Origin of the sequence: Pseudomonas mangiferae, from assembly GCF_007109405.1 — a bacterium.
Taxonomy (GTDB): Bacteria; Pseudomonadota; Gammaproteobacteria; order Pseudomonadales; family Pseudomonadaceae; genus Pseudomonas_T; species Pseudomonas_T mangiferae.
Window position 1 is genome coordinate 186,195 of the sequence record NZ_VJOY01000004.1, and the last position, 19,653, is coordinate 205,847.

The window sequence follows — 19,653 nt, forward strand, 5'->3', positions numbered from 1 at the left end:
CCAGGCCCGACTCGGCTTCCTGGCGGCGCCAGCCGCCCAAACGCAGACTTCTAGGGTTTTTCATGACGCGCTACATCTTCGTCACGGGCGGTGTTGTTTCTTCATTGGGGAAAGGCATCGCCTCGGCTTCATTGGCGGCCATCCTGGAGGCGCGGGGCCTGAAGGTCACGATGCTCAAGCTGGACCCTTACATCAACGTCGATCCGGGCACCATGAGCCCGTTCCAGCACGGCGAGGTGTTCGTCACCCACGACGGCGCCGAGACCGACCTCGACCTGGGCCATTACGAGCGGTTCATCCGCACCACCATGACCCAGAACAACAACTTCACCACCGGTCGCGTCTACGAGGACGTGCTGCGCCGCGAGCGGCGGGGCGACTACCTCGGCGCCACCATCCAGGTGATCCCCCACATCACCGACGAGATCAAGCGACGCATCATCAAGGGCGCCGGCGACGCCGACGTGGCCATGGTGGAGATCGGCGGCACCGTGGGCGACATCGAGTCGCAGCCGTTCCTCGAGGCGATCCGCCAGCTGCGGGTGGAAGTGGGCGCCAAGCGCGCCATGCTCATGCACCTGACCCTGGTGCCCTACATCGCCACCGCTGGCGAGACCAAGACCAAGCCCACCCAGCACTCGGTGAAGGAGCTGCGCTCCATCGGCCTGCAGCCGGACGTGCTGATCTGCCGTTCCGACCACGAGATCGACCTGTCCTCGCGGCGCAAGATCGCCCTGTTCACCAACGTCGAAGAGCGCGCGGTGATCGCCCTTGAAGACGTGGACACCATCTACCGCATTCCCTCGGTGCTGCACGCCCAAGGCCTGGACGACTTCGTCGTCGAGCGTTTCGGCCTGCAGTGCGGCGGTGCCGACCTGTCCGAGTGGGACCGCGTGGTGGATGCCAAGCTGAACCCGGAGCGGGAAGTCACCATCGCCATGGTCGGCAAGTACATGGAGCTGCTGGATGCCTACAAATCGCTGATCGAGGCCATGAGCCACGCCGGCATCCAGAACCGCACCAAGGTGAACCTGCGCTATATCGATTCGGAAGACATCGAGAACCAGGGCACCGGCCTCCTGGAGGACGTCGATGCGATCCTCGTACCGGGCGGTTTCGGCCTGCGCGGCGTGGAGGGCAAGATCAGCACCGTGCAGTACGCCCGGGAGAACCGCATCCCCTACCTGGGCATCTGCCTGGGCATGCAGGTGGCGGTGATCGAGTTCGCCCGCAACGTGATGGGCTGGACCGACGCCAACTCCACCGAGTTCGACAAGTCCAGCGGCCACCCGGTGGTCGGCCTGATCGCCGAATGGCAGGACGCCGCCGGCACCACCGAGCTTCGCAGCGAAGCCTCCGACCTGGGCGGCACCATGCGCCTGGGCGCCCAGGACTGCCGCCTGGAGGGCAACTCCCAGGTGCACGCCTGCTATGGCAAGGACGTGATCGTCGAGCGCCATCGCCACCGCTACGAGGTGAACAACAACCTGCTGCCGCAGCTGATCGACGCTGGCCTCAAGGTCACCGGCCGCTCCTCCGACGGCGCGCTGGTGGAAGTGGTGGAGAGCCAGGACCATCCGTGGTTCGTCGCCTGCCAGTTCCACCCGGAATTCACCTCCACGCCCCGTGACGGCCACCCGCTGTTCAGCGGCTTCGTCAACGCGGCCCTGGCCCAGAAGGCGCGCAAGGCATGACCCAGAAAACCGTTCGCGTCGGCGACATCGAGATCGCCAACGACAAGCCCTTCGTGCTGTTCGGCGGAATGAACGTCTTGGAATCCCGGGACATGGCGCTGAAGGTCTGCGAGGAATACGTGCGGGTCACTGACAAGCTCGGCATCCCTTACGTGTTCAAGGCCAGCTTCGACAAGGCCAACCGTTCGTCCATCACCTCCTTCCGCGGTCCGGGCCTCGATGAGGGGATGAGGATCTTCGAAGAGGTGAAGAAGGCCTTCGGCGTCCCGGTGATCACCGACGTCCACGAGCCCCACCAGGCCCAGCCGGTTGCGGAGGTCTGCGACATCATCCAGTTGCCGGCCTTCCTGTCGCGGCAGACCGACCTGGTGGTGGCCATGGCCAAGACCGGCGCGGTGATCAACATCAAGAAGGCCCAGTTCCTCGCGCCCCAGGAGATGAAGCACATCCTCGCCAAGTGCGAGGAGGCCGGTAACGATCGCCTGGTTCTCTGCGAGCGCGGCTCCAGCTTCGGCTACAACAACCTGGTGGTGGACATGCTCGGCTTCGGCATCATGAAGCAGTTCGGCTACCCGGTGTTCTTCGACGTGACCCACGCTCTGCAGATGCCCGGCGGACGCGCGGATTCCGCCGGCGGCCGTCGCGCCCAGGTCACCGACCTGGCCAAGGCCGGCATGAGCCAGGGGCTGGCGGGCCTGTTCCTCGAAGCCCACCCGGACCCGGAGCACGCTCGCTGCGACGGCCCGTGCGCCCTGCGCCTGGACAAGCTGGAAGCCTTCCTCGACCAGCTCAAGCGCCTGGACGACCTGGTGAAGAGCTTTCCGCCGATCGAGACTGCCTGAATCGGGCGTTCTCCGGTACAGTGCCGCACGAACCCGCCCGGCCCCGCCGGGCCGCCTTCGGCGAGGGGCCTGCCCGACGCGCCCGCGCCGTCGGTCTGCAATCGGACCGCCGTGTTTTCGTCAATATCTGGAGTGCTAACAAGAATGGCAAAGATCGTCGACATCAAGGGTCGTGAGGTTCTCGACTCCCGCGGCAACCCCACCGTGGAAGCCGATGTGATCCTGGACAACGGTATCGTCGGCAGCGCCTGTGCGCCCTCCGGCGCCTCCACCGGGTCCCGCGAAGCCCTGGAACTGCGCGACGGCGACAAGGCCCGCTACCTGGGCAAGGGCGTGCTCAAAGCGGTCGCCAACGTCAACGGTCCGATCCGTGACTTGCTGCTGGGCAAGGACCCGGTCGACCAGAAGGCCCTGGACCGCGCGATGATCGAACTCGACGGCACCGAGAACAAGGCCAAGCTGGGCGCCAACGCCATCCTCGCCGTGTCCCTGGCCGCCGCCAAGGCCGCCGCCCAGGACCAGGACCTGCCGCTCTACGCCCACATCGCCAATCTCAACGGCACGCCCGGCCAGTACTCCATGCCGGTGCCGATGATGAACATCATCAACGGCGGCGAACACGCCGACAACAATGTCGACATCCAGGAATTCATGGTCCAGCCGGTGGGCGCCAAGACCTTCGCCGATGCCCTGCGCATGGGGGCGGAGATCTTCCACCACCTCAAGGCCGTGCTGAAGGCCCGTGGCCTGAGCACCGCGGTAGGCGACGAAGGCGGCTTCGCGCCGAACCTGGCCTCCAACGAAGAGGCCCTGGGCGCCATCGCCGAGGCCGTCGAGAAGGCCGGTTATTCGCTGGGTACCGACGTGACCCTGGCCCTGGACTGCGCGGCCTCCGAGTTCTACGAAGGCAGCGCCTACAACCTGTCCGGCGAGGGCAAGTCGTTCGACGCCGAAGGCTTCGCCGACTACCTGAAGGGCCTGACCGAGCGCTTCCCGATCATCTCCATCGAAGATGGCCTGGACGAGTCCGACTGGGCGGGCTGGAAGATCCTCACCGACAAGGTGGGCGCCAAGGTCCAACTGGTAGGCGACGACCTGTTCGTCACCAACACCAAGATCCTCAAGGAAGGCATCGAGAAGGGCATCGGTAACTCGATCCTGATCAAGTTCAACCAGATCGGCTCGCTCACCGAGACCCTGGAAGCCATCCAGATGGCCAAGGCCGCCGGCTACACCGCGGTGATCTCCCACCGGTCCGGCGAGACCGAGGACAGCACCATCGCCGACCTGGCGGTGGGCACCGCTGCCGGCCAGATCAAGACCGGTTCGCTGTGCCGCTCCGACCGGGTATCCAAGTACAACCAGCTGCTGCGCATCGAAGAGCAGCTGGGCGGAAAAGCCCCGTACCGCGGCCGCGCGGAGTTCCGCGGCTGATACGCGCGTGGTAAAAGAGGGGCGGCGCGAGTCGCCCCTTTTTCATGGGGCCACCTCGCCCCGGCGCCGGCCGGCGCTCCGCTCACGAAACCGGACGTTCCTTGACCTTGCCCATGCTGCTTCCGACCCATGCGTAGTCCCTACTGGTTGTTCGTCGTGCTGATCCTGCTGCTGGCAGGGTTGCAGTATCGCCTGTGGGTGGGTGACGGCAGCCTTGCCCAGGTCACTGACCTCAAGCAGCAGATCTCCGACCAGAAGGGCGAGAACGAGCGCCTGCTGGAGCGCAACCGCATCCTCGAGGCGGAGGTGCTGGAGCTGAAAAAAGGCACCGAGACAGTCGAGGAGCGCGCCCGCCACGAACTGGGTATGGTCAAAGAGGGCGAAACCCTCTACCAGCTGGCGGAATGAGTGACGCGTCCTACCAGGGGCCCGCCTTCTGGGTGGTGATCCCGGCGGCCGGCATCGGCACGCGGATGCGCGCTGACCGTCCCAAGCAATACCTCGAACTGGCCGGGCGCACCCTGCTGGAACATACCCTCGACTGTTTCCTCGATCATCCGGCCCTGAAGGGCCTGGTGGTCTGCCTCGCCGCCGACGATCCCTACTGGCCTCGGCTGCGCTGCGCCACCGACCCGCGCATCCAGGTGGCGGACGGTGGCGAGCAGCGGGCGGATTCGGTGCTGTCCGGCCTGCTGCGCCTGGCCGAGCGCGGTGCCCGCGAGGACGACTGGGTGCTGGTGCACGACGCCGCCCGCCCGAACCTGTCCCGTTTCGACCTGGACCACCTGCTGATGGAACTGGCCGACGACCCCGTGGGCGGGCTGCTGGCCGTTCCCGCGCGGGACACCCTCAAGCGGGCCGGCGCGGATGGCCGGGTGCGGGAAACCGTGGACCGCGCCGTGATCTGGCAGGCCTTCACCCCGCAGATGTTCCGCCACGGCGCCCTGCACCGTGCCCTGGCCGACGCCCTGGTGGCGGACGTGGCGATCACCGACGAGGCTTCGGCCCTGGAGTGGGCGGGCCAGTCGCCGCGACTGGTGGAAGGTCGCGCCGACAACCTCAAGGTCACCCGCCCGGAAGACCTGGACTGGTTGCGCCAGCGCTGGGCCGGCAAGCGCTGAGGCGCGTACCTCATGCGCTGCCGCGGTACTCCGGGCGCTGCGCCAATCCCTGCTTCAGCCAGTCCACCAGTTGCCGCACCTTCGGCGACAGGTGCCGCTGCTGCGGGTAGAGCGCCCAGACCGCGGTGTGAGGCGGCCGGTGCGGCTCCAGCAGGGAGACCAGTTCGCCGCTGCGCAGGTGCTCCAGCACATAGTAGTCGGGCAGCTGGCACAGGCCGAATCCTCGCAGCGCGGCATCCAGCACCGCCTGGCCGCTGTTGCAGCGCCAGTTGCCCTGCACCCTGATCGACGTCTCCCGGTCGCCTTGGGCGAAGGTCCAGTGGTCGCTGCTGCCCACCAGGCAGTTGTGCCGCGCTAGTTCCGACAGGCTGTGGGGGCGACCGTAGCGTGCCAGGTAAGCGGGCGATGCGCAGAGGAACATCGCCCGCGGCGCCAGTCGCGTGGCCACCAGCCGGGAGTCCGGCAGCCGGCCCAGGCGAATGGCCAGGTCCAGGTTTTCCTGGAGCAGGTCCAGCGGGCGGTTGCTCAATTCGATGTCCACTCGCAGCTGCGGGTGTTCGGCCATGAAGGCGTTCACCAGGGGCACCACGAACCGCTCGCCGTAGGCCACCGCGCACGTCATCCGCAGCAACCCCTTGGGCTCGCCGGCCAAGTCGCCGATGGCGCGCATGGCTTCCTCGCGGGCGTCGATGAGCCGCTGGCAGTGCTGGAGGAACGTCTGCCCGGCCTCGGTGAGGGTGACCCGGCGGGTGCTGCGGTAGAACAGCCGGGTCTGCAGGCGCTCTTCCAGTCGCGCGATCTGCCGGCTCACATGGGACGACGACAACCCCAGCCGCTCGGCACCGGCGCCGAAACGGCCGGTCTCCGCCACCGCGACGAATTCGTCCAGCCCTTCCCAGCCCATGGTGCACCTCGGCGCTGATTATCCCCGTATGGCAGCAATGTTTTGCAGGGCGCGCGATTATTCGTCAAGCGGCAATGATCTACACTGCCTGCCCATCGAGAAACCCTTTGGAGACGCCCCACCATGATCAAGTCCCGCGCCGCCGTCGCCTTCGAGCCGAACCAACCTCTGCAGATCGTCGAAGTGGACGTGGCGCCGCCGAAGGCCGGCGAGGTGCTGGTGCGGATTGTCGCCACCGGCGTCTGCCACACCGACGCCTATACCCTGTCGGGGGCCGACTCCGAAGGCGTGTTCCCGGCCATTCTGGGTCACGAGGGTGGAGGCATCGTCGAGGCGGTGGGTGAGGGCGTCACCTCCCTGCAGGTGGGCGACCACGTGATCCCGCTGTACACCGCCGAGTGCCGCGCGTGCAAATTCTGCAAGTCGGGTAAGACCAACCTCTGCCAGAAGGTACGCGCCACCCAGGGCAAGGGCCTGATGCCCGACGGCACCACCCGGTTCTCCTACCAGGGCCAGCCGATCTACCACTACATGGGCTGCTCCACCTTCTCCGAGTACACCGTGCTGCCGGAAATCTCCCTGGCGAAGATTCCGCAGGACGCGCCCCTGGAAAAGGTCTGCCTGCTGGGGTGCGGCGTGACCACCGGCATCGGTGCCGTGCTCAACACCGCCAAGGTGGAGGAGGGCGCCAGCGTGGCGATCTTCGGCCTGGGCGGCATCGGCCTCGCGGCGATCATCGGCGCTCGCATGGCCAAGGCTTCGCGCATCATCGCCATCGACATCAACCCGGCCAAGTTCGACGTGGCCCGGGAGCTGGGTGCCACCGACTTCGTCAACCCGAAGGACCACGACAAGCCGATCCAGGACGTCATCGTCGAACTGACCGACGGGGGCGTGGATTACAGCTTCGAATGCGTGGGCAACGTGCAACTGATGCGCGCCGCCCTGGAGTGCTGCCATAAGGGCTGGGGCGAATCCACCATCATCGGCGTGGCGCCGGCTGGTACGGAAATCAGCACCCGGCCGTTCCAGCTGGTCACCGGCCGGGTCTGGCGCGGCTCGGCGTTCGGCGGCGTGAAGGGGCGCACCGAGCTGCCCAGCTACGTGGAGAAAGCCCAGCAGGGCGAGATCCCGCTGGACACCTTCATCACCCACACCATGGGCCTGGAGCGCATCAACGAGGCGTTCGACCTGATGCACGACGGCAAGAGCATCCGCACCGTCATCCACTTCTGATCCGAAGGTGGATGACGCCGTCCCGGACGGCTCGCCCACCGGTATCGGTCGGTGGAAAACGCTTTGCGGTTTCCACCCTACGCGAGAGCCTTGCCCATGACCTTGGAAATCGTTTCCAGCAACAAGAGCTTTGGCGGCTGGCACAAGCGCTACCGCCACCGCGCCAGCGCCCTCAACTGCGACATGGTGTTCGCCGTGTATCTGCCACCCCAGGCCGAGCAGGGCGAAAAGCTGCCGGTGCTCTACTGGCTGTCGGGCCTGACCTGCACCGACGAGAACTTCATGCAGAAGGCCGGCGCCCAGCGCCTGGCCGCCGAACTGGGGCTGATCATCGTCGCCCCGGACACCAGCCCCCGGGGCGATGGCGTGCCGGATGACCCCGAAGGCGCCTGGGACTTCGGCCTCGGCGCCGGGTTCTACCTCAACGCCACCCAGGAGCCCTGGGCGCGCCACTACCGCATGTACGACTACGTGGTGCACGAGTTGCCGGCGCTGATCGAGGCACACTTCCCAGTCTCTGACCGCCGCGGCATCGCCGGCCATTCCATGGGGGGGCACGGCGCCCTGGTATGCGCCCTGAAGAACCCCGGTCGCTACCGCTCGGTCTCGGCCTTCGCGCCCATCGCCAATCCCCTCGAATGCCCCTGGGGCGAGAAGGCGTTCTCCCGCTACCTGGGGGATGATCGCGCCCGCTGGCGGGAATGGGACGCCTGCGCGCTGATCGCCGATGCCCGGGAGCGGCTGCCGCTCCTGGTGGACCAGGGCGATCGCGACGACTTCCTCGAGACCCAGCTCAAGCCCCGCGCCCTGGAGGCCGCAGCCCAGGCCGCCGGCCACCCGCTGACCCTGCGCTTGCAGCCCGGCTACGACCACAGCTACCACTTCATCGCCAGCTTCATCGACGACCACCTCCGGCATCACGCCGAGGCTTTGCGCGGCTGACGCGAGCCTGGTCATTGAGAAAGGGGCGCTGCGGCGCCCTTTCCCATGGATGGGGTTCCGATGGGCGCGGGCACGGGCCAGACGCTTTGTCCGCAGCGACGGGGCCTTTCGGTTAGAATCCCCGGCTGTCTTTCCAGGGCGTCTCTGACCATGCGTATCGGCCACGGCTATGACGTGCACCGTTTCGGCGAGGGCGATTTCATCACCCTCGGCGGTGTGCGGATCCCCCATAAGTACGGGCTCATCGCCCATTCCGACGGCGACGTGCTGCTCCACGCGCTCGCCGACGCCCTGCTGGGCGCCGCCGCGCTGGGCGACATCGGCAAGCACTTCCCCGACACCGACCCCACCTTCAAGGGGGCCGACAGCCGCGCCCTGCTGCGTCATGTGGTCGGCTTGATCTCCGCCGGTGGCTGGCGGGTCGGCAACGTCGACGCCACCATCGTCGCCCAGGCGCCGAAGATGGCGCCTCACATCGAGACCATGCGCGGCCATATCGCCGCCGACCTGGCGGTCGAGCTGGGCCAGGTCAACGTCAAGGCCACCACCACCGAGCGGCTGGGCTTCACTGGGCGCGAGGAGGGCATCGCCGTGCATGCGGTGGCCCTGCTGTTGCCGGCATGACCGAGGACCAACTGCTCGGCCCCCGGGCCCACGGCGCACCGGTGGCGCGTGCCGTGCTCAAGGCCAGTGCCGAGGACTTCCAGGTGGATGAGGTCCTGGACATTCCCCTAAGCGGCAGCGGCGAGCATCTCTGGCTGTGGGTCGAGAAGCGCGAGCTGAATACCGAGGAGGCGGCCCGTCGCCTGGCCCGGGCCGCCGGCGTGCCGTTGCGTACCGTCAGCTACGCGGGCCTGAAGGACCGCCAGGCCCTCACCCGCCAGTGGTTCAGCCTGCACCTGCCGGGCAAGGCCGATCCTGTCCTGGATGCAGCTGAGGACGACCAGTTGCGTATCCTCCAGCGCACCCGCCACGGGCGGAAGCTGCAGCGTGGTGCCCATTCCGCCAACGGCTTCACCCTGCGCCTGACCGGGCTGCAGGGTGACCACGCGGCGCTGGACGCCCGCCTGCAGCGCATCGCCGCCGAGGGCGTGCCCAACTATTTCGGCCTGCAGCGCTTCGGCTTCCAGGGCGGCAACCTCCACGACGCCCGTTCGTTCGCCGAACGGGGCGAGCTGCCCGTCCCGCGCAACCAGCGCTCGCGACTGCTTTCCACCGCCCGCAGCTACCTGTTCAACCGGGTGCTGGCGGAGCGGGTCGCGGCCGGCACGTGGGATCGCGCCTTGGTAGGCGACCTGCTGGCGTTCACTGACAGCCGCAGCTTCTTCATGGCTGGCGAGGCCGAGTGCGTCGACCCGCGCCTGGCGGAGCTGGACCTGCACCCCACGGGGCCGCTGTGGGGCCAGGGCGCGTCCCCGGCCGGCGGCGTCGCCCAAGGGCTGGAGCAGGCGCTGGCCGGGGCCGAGCCCGCCCTGGCCGCCTGGCTGGCCAACGCCGGGCTCGAGCAGGAACGGCGCATTCTGCGCCTCCCCATCGGCAGGCTGACGTGGCATTATCCCGGGCTCGATGTTCTGCAACTGGAATTCGTCCTGCCGGCCGGTTGTTTCGCCACCATGATGGTGCGCGAACTCGTGGAACTGCTGCCGGCCGAGTCGATGGACAACCCATGCGTATTCTGATCGCCAACGACGACGGGGTGACTGCACCCGGCCTCGCCGCGCTTTACGACGCGCTGGCCACGGACCACGACTGCGTGGTGATCGCCCCGGACCAGGACCGGAGCGGCGCCAGCAGTTCGCTCACCCTCGACCGTCCGTTGTACCCCCATCACCTGCCCAACGGCTTCATCGGTGTAGACGGCACGCCGACCGATTGCGTGCACCTGGGCATCAACGGCCTGCTGGACCCGGCGCCTGACATGGTGGTGGCGGGGATCAACCTGGGGGCGAACCTGGGGGATGACGTGCTCTATTCAGGCACCGTCGCCGCCGCCCTGGAGGGGCGTTTCCTCGGGCGCACGGCGTTTGCCTTCTCGCTGCTGTCGCGGCAGAGCGACAACCTGGCCACCGCCGCCTATTTCGCCCGGCGGCTGGTAGCGGCCCACGAACGCCTGGATCTGCCACCGCGCACGGTGCTCAACATCAACGTGCCGAACCTGCCGCTCGAGAACATCCAAGGCATCCAGCTGACCCGCCTCGGCCACCGCGCCCGGGCCGCCCAGCCGGCCACCCTGGTGAACCCGCGGGGCAAGCGTGGCTACTGGATCGCCGCCGCTGGCGACGCCGACGATGCCGGCCCCGGCACCGACTTCCATGCGGTGCTGCAGGGCTACGTGTCGGTGACCCCGCTGAAACTGGATCGTACGTTCAACGAGGCGTTTCCCAGCCTCGATGGCTGGCTGGAGGGCCTGCTTTGATGGCGCGTGAAAAGGACCATTTGCTGCGCGGCGGCATCGGCATGACGTCGCAACGGACCCGCGAGCGTCTGATCGAGCGTCTCTACGACGAAGGGCTGTCCAACGCCCGGGTGCTGGAGGTGATCCGCCGGACTCCCCGCCACCTGTTCGTCGACGAGGCATTGGCGCACCGTGCCTACGAAGACACCGCGCTGCCCATCGGCCATAACCAGACCATTTCCCAGCCCTACATTGTCGGGCGCATGACCGAGCTGCTGCTGGCGGGCGGTCCGCTGGACAAGGTGATGGAGATCGGTACCGGGTCCGGCTACCAGACCGCGGTCCTCGCCCAATTGGTGGAGCGTGTCTTTTCCGTCGAGCGGATCCAGAGCCTGCAGGACCGCGCCAAGGAACGCCTGGTCGAGCTGAAACTGCGCAACGTGGTCTTCCGCTGGGGCGATGGCTGGGAGGGCTGGCCGGCGCTGGCGCCCTACAACGGCATCCTGGTCACCGCCGCCGCCACCGAAGTGCCCCAGGCCTTGCTGGACCAGCTGGCCCCCGGCGGGCGCCTGGTGATCCCGGTGGGCGCCGGCGATGTCCAGCAACTGATGTTGATCGTGCGCGAAGAAAACGGCTTTTCCCGGCACCTGCTGGACGCGGTTCGCTTCGTTCCGCTGCGCAATGGCCCATTGGCCTGAGATTTTTGCCCGGGTTGCGGTCTAGATCGCTGACCGTCGCTGGTGAGGCGGCGGTTTTCCGGCAGAATAGATGCATTCCAGACAATAAAAGGGGAGAGGCGTGGGCCTGACGGCTATTCGGCAGAGCATTCTTATCGGCACGCCCGGGTTCCCCCTGTTGTCGGCCCTCATACTGAGTGGCCTGCTGGTCGGCTGCAGCAGCACGCCGCGCGATGGCGTCCAGGTCGTGGACCGCAATGGCAACCCGGTGCAGAAGCGCACGCCCATCACCACCGGCCAGCACCTGGTGCAGCGGGGTGAAACCCTCTATTCCATCGCGTTCCGTTATGGCTGGGACTGGAAGGAACTGGCCGCCTTCAACCGGATTCCGCCGCCCTACGTGATCCGTCCGGGGCAGCACATCCGCTTCGGCAATGGGCCTGCATCCGATACTCGTGTGGCGACCGCCGCTCCGACCACGCCGGCACCGGTTCCACGCTCCACTTCCACCACTTCCACCACTACCACCAGCGGCTCGCCGAAGACCTCCACGTCCACCGTCACGGTGACCACCGTTCCGCTGCCGCCGAGCCCCTCGTCCCCCTCTGCCACGACCGCGCCGACCCCCGTTCCGGCCAGTCCCGGCGCGCGTTCGGCGAGCGGTTGGGCATGGCCGGCGGGGGGCCTGCTGATCGGTCGTTTCTCCTCAAACGGAAGTTTGAATAAAGGCATTGATATCGCCGGGGAATTAGGACAGCCTGTTTTAGCTGCGTCGGATGGGACGGTGGTGTACGCCGGAAGTGGTTTGCGGGGCTACGGCGAACTGATCATCATCAAGCACAGCGATACCTACGTGAGCGCCTACGGTCACAACCGCAGGCTGCTGGTGAAGGAGGGACAGCAGGTCAAGGCCGGGCAGACCATTGCCGAAATGGGATCCACGGGAGCCGACCGGGTGAAACTTCATTTCGAGATTCGCCGCCAGGGCAAACCTGTAGATCCTTTGCAATATCTGCCGCGTCGCTGACCCGCGGCTCAGCCGTCACCCGCGTGGGAGGACTGGCTCAGGGGAACCAAGGATAAGGCTCCCACCGGGCTTGTTGTCGAACTCAGCACGGGACAATAACAATGGCACTCAACAAAGAAGCGCCGGAGTTTGACGTCGACGATGAGATGCTCCTCATGGAGCCCGATATCGTCATGGACGAGGTATTGAATGAGGAAGCGTTTCCTCCGGCAACCAAATCCAAGGGCGCCAACTCGCTCAAGCAGCACAAGTACATCGATTACACGCGCGCACTCGACGCGACCCAGCTCTACCTCAACGAAATCGGCTTTTCCCCCCTCCTGACCCCCGAAGAAGAAGTGCACTTCGCGCGCCTGGCGCAGAAGGGCGATCCGGCGGGTCGCAAGCGCATGATCGAAAGCAACCTGCGGCTGGTGGTGAAGATCGCCCGGCGCTACGTCAACCGTGGGCTGTCGCTGCTCGACCTGATCGAGGAAGGCAACCTGGGTCTGATCCGCGCCGTGGAGAAATTCGACCCGGAGCGCGGTTTCCGCTTCTCCACCTACGCCACCTGGTGGATTCGCCAGACCATCGAACGGGCGATCATGAACCAGACCCGGACCATCCGGTTGCCCATCCATGTGGTCAAGGAGCTCAATGTCTACCTGCGCGCCGCGCGGGAGCTGACCCAGAAGCTCGACCATGAGCCGTCCGCGGAGGAAATCGCCCACCTGCTGGAGAAGCCGGTCGAGGAGGTCAAGCGGATGCTGGGCCTCAACGAGCGGGTTACCTCGGTGGATGTCTCCCTCGGCCCAGACTCGGACAAGACCCTGCTGGATACCCTGACGGACGACCGGCCTACCGATCCCTGCGAGTTGCTGCAGGATGACGATCTCAGCCAGAGCATCGACCAGTGGCTGTCGGAACTTACCGACAAGCAGCGGGAGGTTGTGGTCCGGCGCTTCGGCCTGCGCGGCCATGAAAGCTGCACCCTGGAAGAAGTCGGTCAGGAAATCGGTCTAACTCGTGAGCGCGTGAGGCAGATTCAGGTGGAGGCGCTCAAACGCCTGCGCGAGATTCTCGAGAAGAATGGTCTGTCCAGCGATTCGCTGTTCCAGTAGCGAAGCGTGCTAGTAAAAAGAAAACCCGGCCTAGGCCGGGTTTTCTTTTTTGGGCGATTCCAGGCTTCCCCTGCACCAGCAGCGAAGCCGCTAATAAGAATGGTTCTCCGCCTTTGCGCCTCGATCTGTAAGTCTTCACTTACAGGTGTTGTAGGAGAAGGGTCGAAAACAGCAGAGTTTGGAGCCCGAATAATCAGCGAATCAAGCTAAGTCTTTGTTTATAAAATGTTTTATTTTATACATTCGAGCAGGGTGTCGTGCATGGCCTGGAAAAACCGCTCTTGTCCGGCCCGCCTGGATCATTAATATCACTCCTGCGTACAGGGAATGACGCAACCGGAAAGGAATCCGGTCAGGACGTCGCAGGATGCGACTCATCAGGATGATGAAAGGGAAAACAAGGAGTAGGGACAAAAGAGTGGGCGGGTAACTCCGCCCCTTTTTTTGCCCGCGAAAAATGAAAAGCCCGCGCAGGGCGGGCTTTTTCTGAGTGCGAGAGACTTAGCGCTCGAGATGTTTCAGCTTGTCCTTCACACCGTCCCACTCTTCGGCATCCGGCAGCGAATCCTTCTTCTCCGTGATGTTCGGCCATACCTCGGCCAGGTCGCGGTTGAGTTCGATGAATTCCTGCTGATTGTCCGGGACCTCGTCCTCGGAAAAGATCGCCTGGGCGGGGCATTCCGGTTCGCACAAGGCGCAATCGATGCACTCGTCGGGATGGATGACCAGGAAGTTCGGGCCTTCGTAGAAGCAGTCCACCGGGCAGACTTCCACGCAGTCGGTGTATTTGCACTTGATGCAGTTGTCGGTGACGACGAAGGTCATAGCTAATCTCTCTTCAGGCGGCGGCTTGGAGGCCCATTCGTGAAAATGCCTCCATGGCAAAGTCGGCTGCGTCCGGTGTCGGTCTACGCCAGGCTTACCAGAGCGCGCGCGATTCTAACAGCTTGGGCCTGGCCGGCGTTAGATTCGCGCCTTCCATGCATATAACAACTCCAATGCGTTGCGCGGCGTCAATTCGTCGGGCTCCAGGCGCGACAGCTCGTCGAGAATGGGGTGCGGCAACGCGGCGAACAGGTCCGCCTGCATCGGGGCGGCCGGGCGTCCCGGCTCAGACCGGGGCGGCTCGTGGGGCAGGCTGGTGGTCTCCAGGCGCGCCAGGTGCTCGCGGGCGCGCTCGATCACTCGGCCCGGCACGCCGGCCAGTTGCGCCACTGCCAGGCCGTAGCTCTGGCTGGCCGGCCCCGGCAGCACATGGTGGAGGAAAACGATCCGGTCGTTGTGCTCGGTGGCGTTGAGGTGCACGTTGGCCACCTGCGGCTCGCTCTCCGGCAGGACCGTCAGCTCGAAGTAATGGGTGGCGAACAGGGTGTAAGCCCGCAGGCGCGCCAGCTGTTCGGCGGCGGCCCAGGCGAGGGACAGGCCGTCGAAGGTGCTGGTACCGCGCCCCACTTCGTCCATCAGCACCAGGCTGTGCTCGCTGGCGTTGTGCAGGATGTTGGCGGTCTCGCTCATCTCCACCATGAAGGTGGAGCGGCCACCGGCGAGGTCGTCGCTGGAGCCGATACGGGTGAAGATGCGGTCCACCAGGGAAAGCTCGCAGGCAGCCGCCGGCACGAAGCTGCCGATGTGGGCCAGCAGCACGATCAGCGCGGTCTGCCGCATGAAGGTGGACTTACCCCCCATGTTCGGGCCGGTGATGATGAGCATCCGGGTGTCGTCGTCGAGGCTGAGGTCGTTGGCCACGAAGGGCGTGTCCAGCACCTGCTCTACCACCGGGTGCCGGCCTTGGCGGATGCACAGGCTGGGTTCTTCTACGAACCGTGGGCGGTTGAGGTCCAGGTTCAGGGCGCGCTCGGCCAGGTTGGCCAGCACATCCAGTTCTGCCAGGGCGGCTGCGGTGTCCTGCAGGGGCGCCAGGTGCTCGATGAGCCGTTCCAGCAGCGCCTCGTAGAGCATCTTTTCCCGGGCCAGGGCGCGGCTCTTGGCCGAAAGCGCCTTGTCCTCGAAGGTCTTCAGCTCGGGCGTGATGAAGCGTTCCGCCCCTTTCAGCGTCTGCCGGCGGATGTAGTCGGCCGGTGCCTGCTCCGCTTGCACCCTTGGCAGTTCGATGTAATAGCCGTGGATGCGGTTGTAGCCCACCTTGAGGTTCGGCAGGCCGGTGCGCGCCTTCTCCCGCGCCTCCAGGTCCATGAGGAACTGGCCGGCGTTCTCGCTGAGGGACAGCAGTTCGTCCAGCTCGACGTCGTAGCCGGTCTTCAGGACGCCGCCGTCGCGGATTACCGCCGGCGGGTTGTCGATGATCGCCCGTTGCAGCAGGTCCGCCAGCTCCGGGTATTCGCGGATATTCTCCGCAAGGCTCGCCAGGTGCGGCGCTTCCAGGGCCTTCAGGGAGTCCTGCAGCGCCGGCAGGGCGGCGAGGGCATCGCGCAGCCGGGCCAGATCCCGGGGGCGCGCATTGCGCAGCCCGATGCGCGCCAGGATGCGCTCGACGTCGCCGATGTCCTTCAACTGTGGTTGCAGGGTTTCGAAGCGGTAGCGGTCCAGTAGGCAGGCGATGGCGGCCTGACGGTTTTCCAGCACGGCCCGGTCCCGTAGCGGGCGATTCAGCCAGCGTCCCAGCAGGCGGCTGCCCATGGCGGTCTGGCAGCGGTCCACGACCGACTGCAGGGTGTTCTCGCGGCCACCGGCCAAGTTGGTGTCCAGTTCCAGGTTGCGCCGGCTGGCGCCGTCGAGGATCACCGTGTCGTCGAGCCGCTCGTGGCGCAGGCTGCGCAGGTGGGGCAGGGCGGTGCGCTGGGTTTCCTTGGCGTAGCCCAGCAGGCAGCCGGCGGAGCCGATGGCCAGGGTCAGCTCATGGCAGCCGAAGCCTTTGAGGTCCTGGGTGGCGAACTGTTGGCAGAGGCTCTTGTGGGCGCTGTCGCGATCGAAGTCCCAGATCGGCCGGCGCCGTGCGCCGCGGCGCTTCTCCGCCGGCAGGCCTTGGGGCCAGTCGTCGGGGATCAGCAGCTCCGCCGGATTCAGCCGCTCCAGCTCGGCCAGCAGGTTCTCCCAGCCCTTGATCTCCTGCACGCTGAAGCGCCCGCTGGTGATGTCCAGCACGGCCAGGCCGAACAGCCGCTCGTCTCCGAGCACCGCCGCCAGCAGGTTATCGCGGCGTTCGTCCAGCAAGGCTTCGTCGCTGATGGTGCCGGGCGTGATGATGCGCACCACTTGGCGCTCCACCGGCCCCTTGCTGGTGGCCGGGTCGCCGATCTGCTCGCAGATCACCACGGATTCGCCCAGCTTCACCAGCTTGGCCAGGTAGCCCTCCACGGAGTGGTGGGGGATGCCGCACATGGGGATCGCCTTGCCGGCGGACTGGCCCCTGGCGGTCAGGGTGATGTCCAGCAGCTTGGCCGCCTTCTTCGCATCCTCATAGAAGATCTCGTAGAAGTCGCCCATGCGGTAGAACATCAACTGGTCCGGATGCTGATTCTTTAGCCTCCAGTACTGCTGCATCATCGGGGTGTGTTCGGAAAGGCTTTCCATTCAATGACTTAGAGGATTTTGTCTATTAGATAACGAGGGGTTGTCTAATACTTTACCCGTTTTCCTCTCTCATCGTTGATACCCCTATCTGTGCATCACCCTCAGAACTGTATCTCGCAGGCTTTGCAGCTTCATCTGCTTGTGGCCGCCAATAGTGAACCGTGTGCCTCCCAATTCATGGCTCACCCCACCAAAACGCGAGCCAAAAAAAAGCTGCCGGGTCGCGGCAGCCGAAGGACTTCTCAAGGGAGTACGTTCGGTTGAGGGCGCCGGCGTGACAAAAGTTCGTGGCGCTTCGCGGGTGTCGTGACCAACGGCGTCAGTCGGACGGAATGATGGAAATCTTGCCGTTGCGCTCGATGATGGCGAACTTGATCTGCTGCACGGTTTCCAGCCCCTGGCTCTCCCGGGCGATCTCCATGATCTCGTCGAGCCGCAGGCGGCAGCGGCGCAGGCGAGTCTCCAGCACGCGGCCGTTCTCGATGACGATGGTGGGCGAACCGTCGATTAGCCGGTCGATGCGGGCAGAGCGGTTCTTCAGCAGCGAGAAGCCGATGTCGATGGCGATCAGCGTGCCGATCACCAGGATCGAGTTGGTGACGGAAAAGTCATCCCCCAGCAGCGCCTGCTGGGTGGCCTCGCCGATGATCATCAGCAGCACCAGGTCGAAGGTGGTCAGGTCGGACAGGGAGCGCCTGCCCGCCACCTTGAACAGGATCATCAGGACCAGGTAGATGGCGGTGGCGCGGAAGACGGCATCCATGGGCGGCCCTCAGGGAAAGATGAAGATCCAGAAGGGGACGGTGTCGTCACCCACGCGCAGATAGGCTCGCTGCAGGCCGAGCCCGTTCACGCCCAGGGAAAGATGGGCCCGGGTATGGCCGGTGTCGTCGGCGCGAAAGGTCAGCTCCAGGCCATCCCTGACGGTGCGCATGCTTTCCGCCTGGGGTTGGATGCTTTCCAGGCTGATCGCATCCAGGGCCTCACCGCCGAGCACGGCGACGGTTCGGGTGGCCCCGGGCGCATGCAGGTCGAGAGTGACGTCAGTGTGGCTGCCGTTGCGCAGGAAACGGTCGTATTCAAGCGTCGCGTGGGTCAGCTCCAGCGTGGCCCAGCTCAACGGCCCCCGGGAAAATAGCCCGGCCAGGGTCAGGAGCAGCAGCAGACAGAGCCCGTAGCGGCCCACGCGTTCGACCGTCCACATCCGCCGCTGGAACGCCATGTCTTCCTTGACGGGATAGGTACGACTCCGCATTTCGTCGTGTTCGTCCATCGTTGAACCTGTCCGAAAGGAGGCTGGGCATGAGGGAAGTCCAGCTTGGAGGAGAGGCTGCTCGGGTGGGTTCAATGATTCGGAGTATCGCCCTTCGGCATCGTGCATTCTGCAATCATGGAAAAGTTCCGTTCCTGCAAACTGCACGTCTAGAAAAAATGACGATTTGCTGGAGGCCCCATGAACCGGGGCTTCCGGCAATGTGACAAGGTTGGCACGAAGCCTGCTCCCTCAGGGCAACCGTTTAGAAACCCAGGGAGAGCCCTCCATGACTGTCAACCTCCACGAAATCGAAGCTGCCTTCCCTCAGTACACCGTTTCTGCCACCAAGCGTCCCGATGGGTCCGTGCTGCTCACCTTGATGAACGAGGCTGGCACCATCCAGCGCGTGGTGCCGTCGCCGCAATCCGGGCTGCAGATGCGTACCGAGTGGGTCATCAGCGCGATTCGCCGCGACCTCCACCAGGAAGCGGGCGAGGTGCCGGCCATCGACGGCCTGCAGAGCCAGGTTCGTACCCACCTGCCGACCTACGTGCCGGCCAACGCAGGCGCCTATAGCAGCCGTCGCATCGATCGCCTGCAAACCCGCTTCCCCGCACTGCGCCAGAAGACAGCGGCCGCGAGCCAGCCTGTCGTGCATTGAGAATTCGAGGGCAGGGGCTTTTCATAGCGTCCTGCCCTCGGGTGATCTGCTCCTTCCGTTGATACTCGGCCTTCGTGCCGAGTTTTTTTATGCCTGGATGAAGCGGCCGAACGGCTGGACCGCTCGTCGAGGCGAAGGAAACTATCCCGCTGGCCACGACCTCCCACTTTAAGAGGCAACACCGCCTCGCCATACAGGAGAAACCATCATGGCTAACAGCAACCAAGGCAACTCCGGCAACTTCGCGAACGACCGCCAGAAGGCTTCCGAAGCCGGTCGCAAGGGTGGCCAGTCCAATAGCGGCAACTTCGCCAACGATCGTGAAAAGGCGTCCGAAGCCGGCCGCAAAGGCGGCAAGCACTAAGGGGTCGCTCCCTTGTCAGGCAGGCATCGCTCATGCGATGCCGCCCAAAAACCTCTCTCGATTTCCCTGCCTTACCCCCACCCTTCTTCTAGTACGTCCCCGCCATGGCCCCTCTTCAGGCTGCCGATGACGCCTGGGTCGCCGTATCGTTTTTCAGGATGCCGCGCACGTTGGAGACCGCCAGGCACACCTGCAGCACGATCAGCGCATACGCGTCGTCATGCCAGCCCCAGGCGATCCACAGCGTGTTGCTGACCAGGAAGCTCCAGAAGCCTATCAGGCGCCGACGGGGCCTCAGCGAGCCCACCAGCCAGGCGGAAACGATGGTCACCAGCATGGCTGGCCACTGTAGTAGATCGATGAAATCCATGACGCACATCCAATAGGAACCCAGGGATTGGATGCGCACGGCCGTCCGGCCGTTCAGGCCGGATACCGCTGAACCCTTGCGCTGGCCGCCGGTTCTATTG

The 19,653-nt window shown here is 65.5% G+C and carries 20 protein-coding genes and 1 pseudogene; 15 read left to right on the forward strand and 6 right to left on the reverse strand.

Annotation, left to right across the window (positions count from 1 at the left end; translation table 11 throughout):
• The first annotated feature begins 62 nt into the window (after positions 1-62).
• From FM069_RS07015 to ispD, 5 genes are all read left to right on the forward strand, one after another.
• Positions 63-1,694 (forward strand): CTP synthase, encoded by a 1,632-nt coding sequence (locus FM069_RS07015; protein WP_143487576.1) that lies wholly within the window; start codon positions 63-65, stop codon positions 1,692-1,694.
• Complete coding sequence (gene kdsA / locus FM069_RS07020) at positions 1,691-2,536, forward strand: 3-deoxy-8-phosphooctulonate synthase (RefSeq protein ID WP_143487577.1); 846 nt, start codon at positions 1,691-1,693, stop codon at positions 2,534-2,536. The genes FM069_RS07015 and kdsA overlap by 4 nt, the downstream gene beginning before the upstream one ends.
• Positions 2,537-2,680: 144 nt before the next feature.
• Entirely contained in the window at positions 2,681-3,970 is a 1,290-nt protein-coding gene (gene eno, locus FM069_RS07025; RefSeq protein WP_143487578.1) for a phosphopyruvate hydratase, read from the forward strand.
• Between the two features lie 129 nt (positions 3,971-4,099).
• A complete protein-coding gene (ftsB, locus tag FM069_RS07030) occupies positions 4,100-4,378 on the forward strand; it encodes a cell division protein FtsB (RefSeq protein WP_143487579.1) in 279 nt (92 codons plus the stop codon).
• A complete protein-coding gene (gene ispD / locus FM069_RS07035; RefSeq protein WP_143487580.1) occupies positions 4,375-5,091 on the forward strand; it encodes a 2-C-methyl-D-erythritol 4-phosphate cytidylyltransferase in 717 nt (238 codons plus the stop codon). The genes ftsB and ispD overlap by 4 nt, the downstream gene beginning before the upstream one ends.
• Positions 5,092-5,101: 10 nt before the next feature.
• Here ispD and FM069_RS07040 read toward each other — a convergent pair whose 3' ends face one another.
• Complete coding sequence (locus FM069_RS07040; RefSeq protein WP_143487581.1) at positions 5,102-5,995, reverse strand: LysR substrate-binding domain-containing protein; 894 nt, start codon at positions 5,993-5,995, stop codon at positions 5,102-5,104.
• A 123-nt stretch (positions 5,996-6,118) separates the two neighbouring features.
• Here FM069_RS07040 and FM069_RS07045 point away from each other — a divergent pair, with 123 nt between their 5' ends.
• The 8 genes from FM069_RS07045 (at position 6,119) to rpoS (ending at position 13,372) form a co-directional block, all read left to right on the forward strand.
• Entirely contained in the window at positions 6,119-7,231 is a 1,113-nt protein-coding gene (locus FM069_RS07045) for an S-(hydroxymethyl)glutathione dehydrogenase/class III alcohol dehydrogenase (protein ID WP_143487582.1), read from the forward strand.
• Between the two features lie 96 nt (positions 7,232-7,327).
• Positions 7,328-8,173 (forward strand): S-formylglutathione hydrolase, encoded by an 846-nt coding sequence (gene fghA, locus FM069_RS07050; protein WP_143487583.1) that lies wholly within the window; start codon positions 7,328-7,330, stop codon positions 8,171-8,173.
• Between the two features lie 150 nt (positions 8,174-8,323).
• The gene (ispF, locus tag FM069_RS07055) at positions 8,324-8,797 is read left to right on the forward strand and encodes a 2-C-methyl-D-erythritol 2,4-cyclodiphosphate synthase (RefSeq protein ID WP_143487584.1); all 474 of its coding nucleotides are present in this window, start codon (positions 8,324-8,326) and stop codon (positions 8,795-8,797) included.
• Positions 8,794-9,852 (forward strand): tRNA pseudouridine(13) synthase TruD, encoded by a 1,059-nt coding sequence (gene truD / locus FM069_RS07060; RefSeq protein ID WP_143487585.1) that lies wholly within the window; start codon positions 8,794-8,796, stop codon positions 9,850-9,852. The genes ispF and truD overlap by 4 nt, the downstream gene beginning before the upstream one ends.
• Complete coding sequence (surE, locus tag FM069_RS07065) at positions 9,840-10,589, forward strand: 5'/3'-nucleotidase SurE (RefSeq protein WP_143487586.1); 750 nt, start codon at positions 9,840-9,842, stop codon at positions 10,587-10,589. Before truD ends, surE begins: the two co-directional genes overlap by 13 nt.
• A gap of 41 nt (positions 10,590-10,630) precedes the next feature.
• Positions 10,631-11,266, forward strand: a complete 636-nt coding sequence (locus tag FM069_RS07070; RefSeq protein WP_178106686.1) for a protein-L-isoaspartate(D-aspartate) O-methyltransferase — start codon at positions 10,631-10,633, stop codon at positions 11,264-11,266.
• Between the two features lie 100 nt (positions 11,267-11,366).
• Entirely contained in the window at positions 11,367-12,272 is a 906-nt protein-coding gene (locus FM069_RS07075) for a peptidoglycan DD-metalloendopeptidase family protein (protein WP_143487588.1), read from the forward strand.
• 101 nt (positions 12,273-12,373) lie between these two features.
• Positions 12,374-13,372 (forward strand): RNA polymerase sigma factor RpoS, encoded by a 999-nt coding sequence (gene rpoS, locus FM069_RS07080; protein WP_143487589.1) that lies wholly within the window; start codon positions 12,374-12,376, stop codon positions 13,370-13,372.
• 501 nt (positions 13,373-13,873) lie between these two features.
• Here rpoS and fdxA read toward each other — a convergent pair.
• The 4 genes from fdxA to FM069_RS07100 all read right to left on the reverse strand — a co-directional run bounded on the left by fdxA (position 13,874) and on the right by FM069_RS07100 (position 18,176).
• Positions 13,874-14,197: a ferredoxin FdxA gene (gene fdxA, locus FM069_RS07085; RefSeq protein WP_143487590.1), complete on the reverse strand. Its 324-nt coding sequence runs from the start codon at positions 14,195-14,197 to the stop codon at positions 13,874-13,876.
• 138 nt (positions 14,198-14,335) lie between these two features.
• Positions 14,336-16,903 (reverse strand): DNA mismatch repair protein MutS, encoded by a 2,568-nt coding sequence (gene mutS, locus FM069_RS07090; RefSeq protein ID WP_143487591.1) that lies wholly within the window; start codon positions 16,901-16,903, stop codon positions 14,336-14,338.
• Positions 16,904-17,222: 319 nt separating this feature from the next.
• Positions 17,223-17,666, reverse strand: coding sequence for a DUF421 domain-containing protein (locus FM069_RS07095; protein WP_143487592.1), 444 nt, complete (start codon positions 17,664-17,666; stop codon positions 17,223-17,225).
• A gap of 9 nt (positions 17,667-17,675) precedes the next feature.
• A complete protein-coding gene (locus FM069_RS07100; protein ID WP_143487593.1) occupies positions 17,676-18,176 on the reverse strand; it encodes a hypothetical protein in 501 nt (166 codons plus the stop codon).
• A 268-nt stretch (positions 18,177-18,444) separates the two neighbouring features.
• Here FM069_RS07100 and FM069_RS07105 point away from each other — a divergent pair, with 268 nt between their 5' ends.
• Both FM069_RS07105 and FM069_RS07110 read left to right on the forward strand, forming a co-directional pair.
• Complete coding sequence (locus FM069_RS07105; protein ID WP_143487594.1) at positions 18,445-18,819, forward strand: DUF3509 domain-containing protein; 375 nt, start codon at positions 18,445-18,447, stop codon at positions 18,817-18,819.
• 223 nt (positions 18,820-19,042) lie between these two features.
• Positions 19,043-19,183, forward strand: a pseudogene (locus FM069_RS07110) (general stress protein); the annotation flags it as partial.
• 115 nt (positions 19,184-19,298) lie between these two features.
• Here FM069_RS07110 and FM069_RS07115 read toward each other — a convergent pair.
• Complete coding sequence (locus tag FM069_RS07115) at positions 19,299-19,553, reverse strand: hypothetical protein (RefSeq protein ID WP_143487596.1); 255 nt, start codon at positions 19,551-19,553, stop codon at positions 19,299-19,301.
• Positions 19,554-19,653: the final 100 nt, after the last annotated feature.

What these genes read in the sequence shown, in the direction of transcription:
- FM069_RS07015 (WP_143487576.1), top strand. Translation starts at nt 63, where the DNA reads ATGACGCGCTACATCTTCGTCACGGGCGGTGTTGTTTCTTCATTGGGG.
- kdsA (WP_143487577.1), top strand. Translation starts at nt 1,691, where the DNA reads ATGACCCAGAAAACCGTTCGCGTCGGCGACATCGAGATCGCCAACGAC.
- eno (WP_143487578.1), top strand. Translation starts at nt 2,681, where the DNA reads ATGGCAAAGATCGTCGACATCAAGGGTCGTGAGGTTCTCGACTCCCGC.
- ftsB (WP_143487579.1), top strand. Translation starts at nt 4,100, where the DNA reads ATGCGTAGTCCCTACTGGTTGTTCGTCGTGCTGATCCTGCTGCTGGCA.
- ispD (WP_143487580.1), top strand. Translation starts at nt 4,375, where the DNA reads ATGAGTGACGCGTCCTACCAGGGGCCCGCCTTCTGGGTGGTGATCCCG.
- FM069_RS07040 (WP_143487581.1), bottom strand. Translation starts at nt 5,995, where the DNA reads ATGGGCTGGGAAGGGCTGGACGAATTCGTCGCGGTGGCGGAGACCGGC.
- FM069_RS07045 (WP_143487582.1), top strand. Translation starts at nt 6,119, where the DNA reads ATGATCAAGTCCCGCGCCGCCGTCGCCTTCGAGCCGAACCAACCTCTG.
- fghA (WP_143487583.1), top strand. Translation starts at nt 7,328, where the DNA reads ATGACCTTGGAAATCGTTTCCAGCAACAAGAGCTTTGGCGGCTGGCAC.
- ispF (WP_143487584.1), top strand. Translation starts at nt 8,324, where the DNA reads ATGCGTATCGGCCACGGCTATGACGTGCACCGTTTCGGCGAGGGCGAT.
- truD (WP_143487585.1), top strand. Translation starts at nt 8,794, where the DNA reads ATGACCGAGGACCAACTGCTCGGCCCCCGGGCCCACGGCGCACCGGTG.
- surE (WP_143487586.1), top strand. Translation starts at nt 9,840, where the DNA reads ATGCGTATTCTGATCGCCAACGACGACGGGGTGACTGCACCCGGCCTC.
- FM069_RS07070 (WP_178106686.1), top strand. Translation starts at nt 10,631, where the DNA reads ATGACGTCGCAACGGACCCGCGAGCGTCTGATCGAGCGTCTCTACGAC.
- rpoS (WP_143487589.1), top strand. Translation starts at nt 12,374, where the DNA reads ATGGCACTCAACAAAGAAGCGCCGGAGTTTGACGTCGACGATGAGATG.
- fdxA (WP_143487590.1), bottom strand. Translation starts at nt 14,197, where the DNA reads ATGACCTTCGTCGTCACCGACAACTGCATCAAGTGCAAATACACCGAC.
- mutS (WP_143487591.1), bottom strand. Translation starts at nt 16,903, where the DNA reads ATGGAAAGCCTTTCCGAACACACCCCGATGATGCAGCAGTACTGGAGG.
- FM069_RS07095 (WP_143487592.1), bottom strand. Translation starts at nt 17,666, where the DNA reads ATGGATGCCGTCTTCCGCGCCACCGCCATCTACCTGGTCCTGATGATC.
- FM069_RS07100 (WP_143487593.1), bottom strand. Translation starts at nt 18,176, where the DNA reads ATGGACGAACACGACGAAATGCGGAGTCGTACCTATCCCGTCAAGGAA.
- FM069_RS07105 (WP_143487594.1), top strand. Translation starts at nt 18,445, where the DNA reads ATGACTGTCAACCTCCACGAAATCGAAGCTGCCTTCCCTCAGTACACC.
- FM069_RS07115 (WP_143487596.1), bottom strand. Translation starts at nt 19,553, where the DNA reads ATGGATTTCATCGATCTACTACAGTGGCCAGCCATGCTGGTGACCATC.